At 36.4% G+C, this 5,061-nt stretch carries 2 rRNA genes; both read right to left on the bottom strand.

The features are described 5' to 3' along the window. Nucleotides 1–1,525 precede the first annotated feature (1,525 nt). Nucleotides 1,526–1,642 (bottom strand): 5S ribosomal RNA (rrf, locus tag KJQ97_RS08700). A gap of 116 nt (nucleotides 1,643–1,758) precedes the next feature. Next, nucleotides 1,759–4,671: ribosomal RNA gene (locus KJQ97_RS08695) — 23S ribosomal RNA — on the bottom strand. Nucleotides 4,672–5,061: the final 390 nt, after the last annotated feature.

The following is a 5,061-nucleotide window of genomic DNA, read 5'->3' as shown; positions in this document are numbered from 1 at the left end:
TTAAGTATGCTATGCATTCTTTTAAGTGTTTCAATTTCATTTATCCCACTTATTAAAAATGTGCGATTATATGCACTAAAGCGAAGTTTATCTAAATCATAATCTTTAGGTAATTTATCATCAAAGTATTTAATTGCATCTAAAGGACTTAGTTTAAAAATATTGCTTAAATCATTCATCACTTAAGCCTTTTAAACTAATATTTGCTAAAACGAGCCATTATGTTTTCTAGTTTGTCTTGTTTTATGCCTTAATTAAGTAGTTTATTCACAGCGTCTTCATAAGCTTATTTATTTCATTAAAAAAGCTTTTAAAAACATTATTTATCCTGTAAAGGTATAAAATTAGTTTATATAGTTTTATTATTTAAATATTTTAAACATATATAAAACTTAATCGACCCCCCCCCCTAACACTAAAAACTCATATCCTAATTATGTTTTATATGCGTAATAAATACTTTTATATAATCAATCTAATTAATTTAATTACTTACTAAGCTTAGGTATTAACTTACTCTAAAGTATTTAATTAAGTTTAATTTTTATTACTTTAAATCACTAATTAAACTTAGCATAAAAATACTTTAGTATTAATTACTTATCTTCTAAAAACAATCTAAGCCCTAATTACTGCAAAAGAATTTAAATCCAAATTTTATATAAGCTTAATTTTTAAAAACTCCATTTTACATAAACTTCGTTTTACAGAAATTTTATTTAATATAAACTTTTCTATACATAAACCTAGTTTTAAAAACTTCTTTTACAGAAACTTCGTTTTTTAAAAACTTTGTTTTTTAAAAACTTTGTTTTAAATAAACTTCGTTTTAAATAAACTCTATTTAAATAAACCTAATTTTATAAACACCTCATTTACTACTAATATTGCTTATTAAAGATAAAGATTTGATAGCATAAATAAGAAATTTGCTACCAATAATATTACTTAATTAAAATTGGAAAAAATAATATTTAATTACAATCCTTAACTACCAATATTATTTTTCAACCAATCATATTACTTTAATGATGTTTTCATATGAGATTATGGCTTACGTCTAAATATTATTATCATATGTTTTAACTTTAACTACCTAAAAATAATTAATCACCTAAGCTTATTAAATACATAATTCTTTAAACATATAAAGCTAATTAAATTAAATAAGCATACTCATATAAATATTTTAAACATATAACTTATAAATACTTCTAGCATATACTAAAACTACTTAAAGCAAATAAAAAAACCTATATAAAAAGTAAGAGCTATATTGTATAAGTATCATTTAAAATATCTATTTTTATAATCTCATACTAAAAAACATAATTAAGCAAATTATTTAAAGTAAAGGTTTTAAAAACCCAAACAAAGCTAAAAAAGAAAGCAACAATAAAAACTTACCTTTTAGCCCTATCCCGTTTCTACAATTAAAAAAAATATAATAAAAAATTAAATCTAAAAATATGTATATAAAAATCAATTATTATTAAAAAGAAAGGAGTTAAAAAAGATTTTAACAAGTCCGCAACGAGCTACTTTCCCCATGCCAGTAAGGCGTAGTATCATCACCCACAATGTGCTTAGCTTCTTGGTTCGGGATGGGACAAGGCGTTACCACATTTGTATAATCACGGACATTGTTATTTAAATCTATTAGTATTTAATAAACTTAAATAACAATGTTAAAAGCAAGTAATTTAAACTCTTAAACTTACTAAAGTAATAAACCTTAGCAAGGAAGTAATGCTTATTTAAAGTAAGCGGACGGTCTATTAGTATTGGTCAGCTAAATGGCTTTCACCACTTACACACCCAACCTATCAAGCAGCTAGTCTTGCTGCGACCTTAAGAGAAGATTCATCTTAGAGTTGGCTTCGAGCTTAGATGCTTTCAGCTCTTATCACATCCGAACTTAGCTACGCTGCGATGCTCTTGGCAGAACAACAGCTACACCAGTGGTTCGTTCAACCCGGTCCTCTCGTACTAGGGTCAAATCTCTTCAATCTTCTTACGCCCACGGCAGATAGGGACCGAACTGTCTCACGACGTTCTGAACCCAGCTCGCGTACCGCTTTAAATGGCGAACAGCCATACCCTTGGGACCTGCTCCAGCCCCAGGATGCGATGAGCCGACATCGAGGTGCCAAACCTCCCCGTCGATGTGAGCTCTTGGGGGAGATCAGCCTGTTATCCCCGGGGTACCTTTTATCCTTTGAGCGATGGCCCTTCCACACAGAACCACCGGATCACTAAGACCGACTTTCGTCTCTGCTTGACGTGTTTGTCTTGCAGTTAAGCTGGTTTATGCCTTTATACTCTACAAACGATTTCCAACCGTTTTGAACCAACCTTTGTAAGCCTCCGTTATTTTTTGGGAGGCGACCGCCCCAGTCAAACTACCCACCAGACATTGTCCTACGTGAGGATAACTCACGCTAGTTAGCTACCCGAATAAGAAAGAGTGGTATCTCAACGATGGCTCATTATAAACTGGCGTCTATAACTCAAAGCCTCCCACCTATCCTGCACATTCTTATCCAAGTAGCAGTGTCAAGCTGTAGTAAAGGTCCACGGGGTCTTTCCGTCTTGCCGCGGGTAGGAGGAATTTTCACCTCCACTACAATTTCACTGGATCCCTCTTTGAGACAGCTCCCATCTCGTTACGCCATTCATGCAGGTCGGTATTTAACCGACAAGGAATTTCGCTACCTTAGGACCGTTATAGTTACGGCCGCCGTTTACTCGGGCTTCGATCAAGAGCTTCGCATTGCTGCTGACCCCATCAATTAACCTTCGAGCACCGGGCAGGCGTCACACCCTATACATCCACTTACGTGTTAGCAGAGTGCTGTGTTTTTGGTAAACAGTCGGGAGGGACTCTTTGTTGTAAGTTTCCTTGCTTTCGAAGTCAAATTCTAATACAAGGCTAACCACACCTTATACCGAAGATACGGTGCTATTTTGCAGAGTTCCTTAAAGAGAGTTCTTCCACGCGCCTTAGAATACTCATCCCACCCACCTGTGTCGGTTTACGGTACGGGCAACATTATCTAAACTTAGAAACTTTTCTTGGCTCGACGGCATCAGCAATTCTTCCTTCCATCCGAAGACTTCAGAAAGCCTTTCAGTTCTCGGTCTAATGTTATACGGATTTGCCTGTATAACAACCTACTACCTTAGACTAGCACTTCCATCCGCTAGCTTGCTTAGCCCTAAGCGTCCTTCCATCGCACAATAATGTTGGTATTGGAATATTAACCAATTTTCCATCGCATACCCCTTTCGGACTTTGCTTAGGACCCGACTAACCCTACGATGACGAGCATCGCGTAGGAAACCTTGGGTTTACGGCGTTAATGATTCTCACATTAATTATCGCTACTCATGCCTGCATGCTCACTTCTATACGCTCCAACGCTCCTTACCGGTACATCTTCAACGCCTATAGAACGCTCTCCTACCACCCAAGCTAGGCTTGGGTCTACAGCTTCGGTACTTATTTTAGCCCCGTTATATTTTCCGCGCAAAATCACTAGACCAGTGAGCTATTACGCTTTCTTTAAAGGATGGCTGCTTCTAAGCCAACCTCCTGGTTGTTAAAGTAACTTCACATCGTTTTCCACTCAAATAAGATTTAGGGACCTTAGCTGGTAGTCTGGGTTGTTCCCCTCTCGACGACGGATTTTATCACTCGCCGCCTGACTGCTGTGATTACACTATAAGTATTCGGAGTTTGATAGGGTTTGGTACATTGGTGTATGCCCTAGCCCATTCAGTGCTCTACCCCTTATAGCTACTACACAACGCTATACCTAAATATATTTCGGAGAGAACCAGCTATCACGAAGTTTGATTGGCCTTTCACCCCTATCCACAAGTCATCCGGAGCCGTTTCAATGGCCGTCGGTTGGGTCCTCCACTAGTTCTTACACTAGCTTCAACCTGCTCATGGATAGATCACTTCGTTTCGGGTCTGCAGCATCTGACTTATCGCCCTATTAAGACTCGCTTTCGCTACGGCTTCACGTTAGCTTAACCTTGCCAGACACCACAACTCGCAGGCTCATTATGCAAAAGGCAGTCCATCACCCTGTATTGCTACATAGGGCTCTGAATGATTGTAAGCAAATGGTTTCAGGTTCTATTTCACTCTGATCACCTCAGTTCTTTTCACCTTTCCCTCACGGTACTTGTACACTATCGGTCAGACATTAGTATTTAGGGTTGGATCGTGGTCGACCCAGCTTCAGACAAGATTTCACGTGTCTCGCCCTACTCAGGATACTGCTAAGTAAAGTAAAGATTTTATGTACGGGAGTATCACCCTCTACGCTCAAGCTTTCCAACTTGTTCTACTATCTTTGCTTAGTCTTTGTTGCAGTCCTACAACCCCACTAGTAAACTAGTGGTTTGCCCTCTTACGCTTTCGCTCGCCGCTACTAGCGTAATCTCTATTGATTTCTTTTCCTGTTGGTACTAAGATGTTTCAATTCCCAACGTTCGCTCCATATATGGTAATACATATCTCTATGTATTGGGTTGCCCCATTCGGAAATCTACGAATTAATGCCCCTTGACGGCTCCTCGTAGCTTATCGCAGTCTAGTACGTCCTTCATCGCCTTTGTCTGCCAAGGCATCCACCATTTGCTCTTATTAGCTTACCTTTGTTAATAATGTTATTAATATTTTTACAATTAATAGTATTAATTGAAATATATTTGCATGCATTATTGTTATTGTTTTTAGTATTACTAAAACGCATTACTTCCTTGCTAAAGTTTTTATGTAATTATTAATCTTAATCTTCAAGACGGAAAGCGTCTAAGCTGTGATGCTTAAAAACTTTTTCTTATATATACTTAAATATATGTAATAAGAAAGAGATTAAGTATAACTACCTTTAACAAGCTTATGAAATTGTTTTATATTACTTGCTTGTGACTCTTAACATTGATAAATAAAATAACACTAGGTTAGAAACTATATATAAACATAGAATTAAATTAAATAAAACCTAGAAAGAACATTTAGCTTAAATGCTCTGTTTAAGTTTT

It is taken from the genome of Campylobacter sp. 2018MI01, from assembly GCF_018501205.1.
Classification (GTDB): Bacteria; Campylobacterota; Campylobacteria; order Campylobacterales; family Campylobacteraceae; genus Campylobacter_E.
The sequence above is the reverse complement of the archived record's forward strand: the minus strand, read 5'-3'. Positions and strand labels throughout refer to the sequence as shown.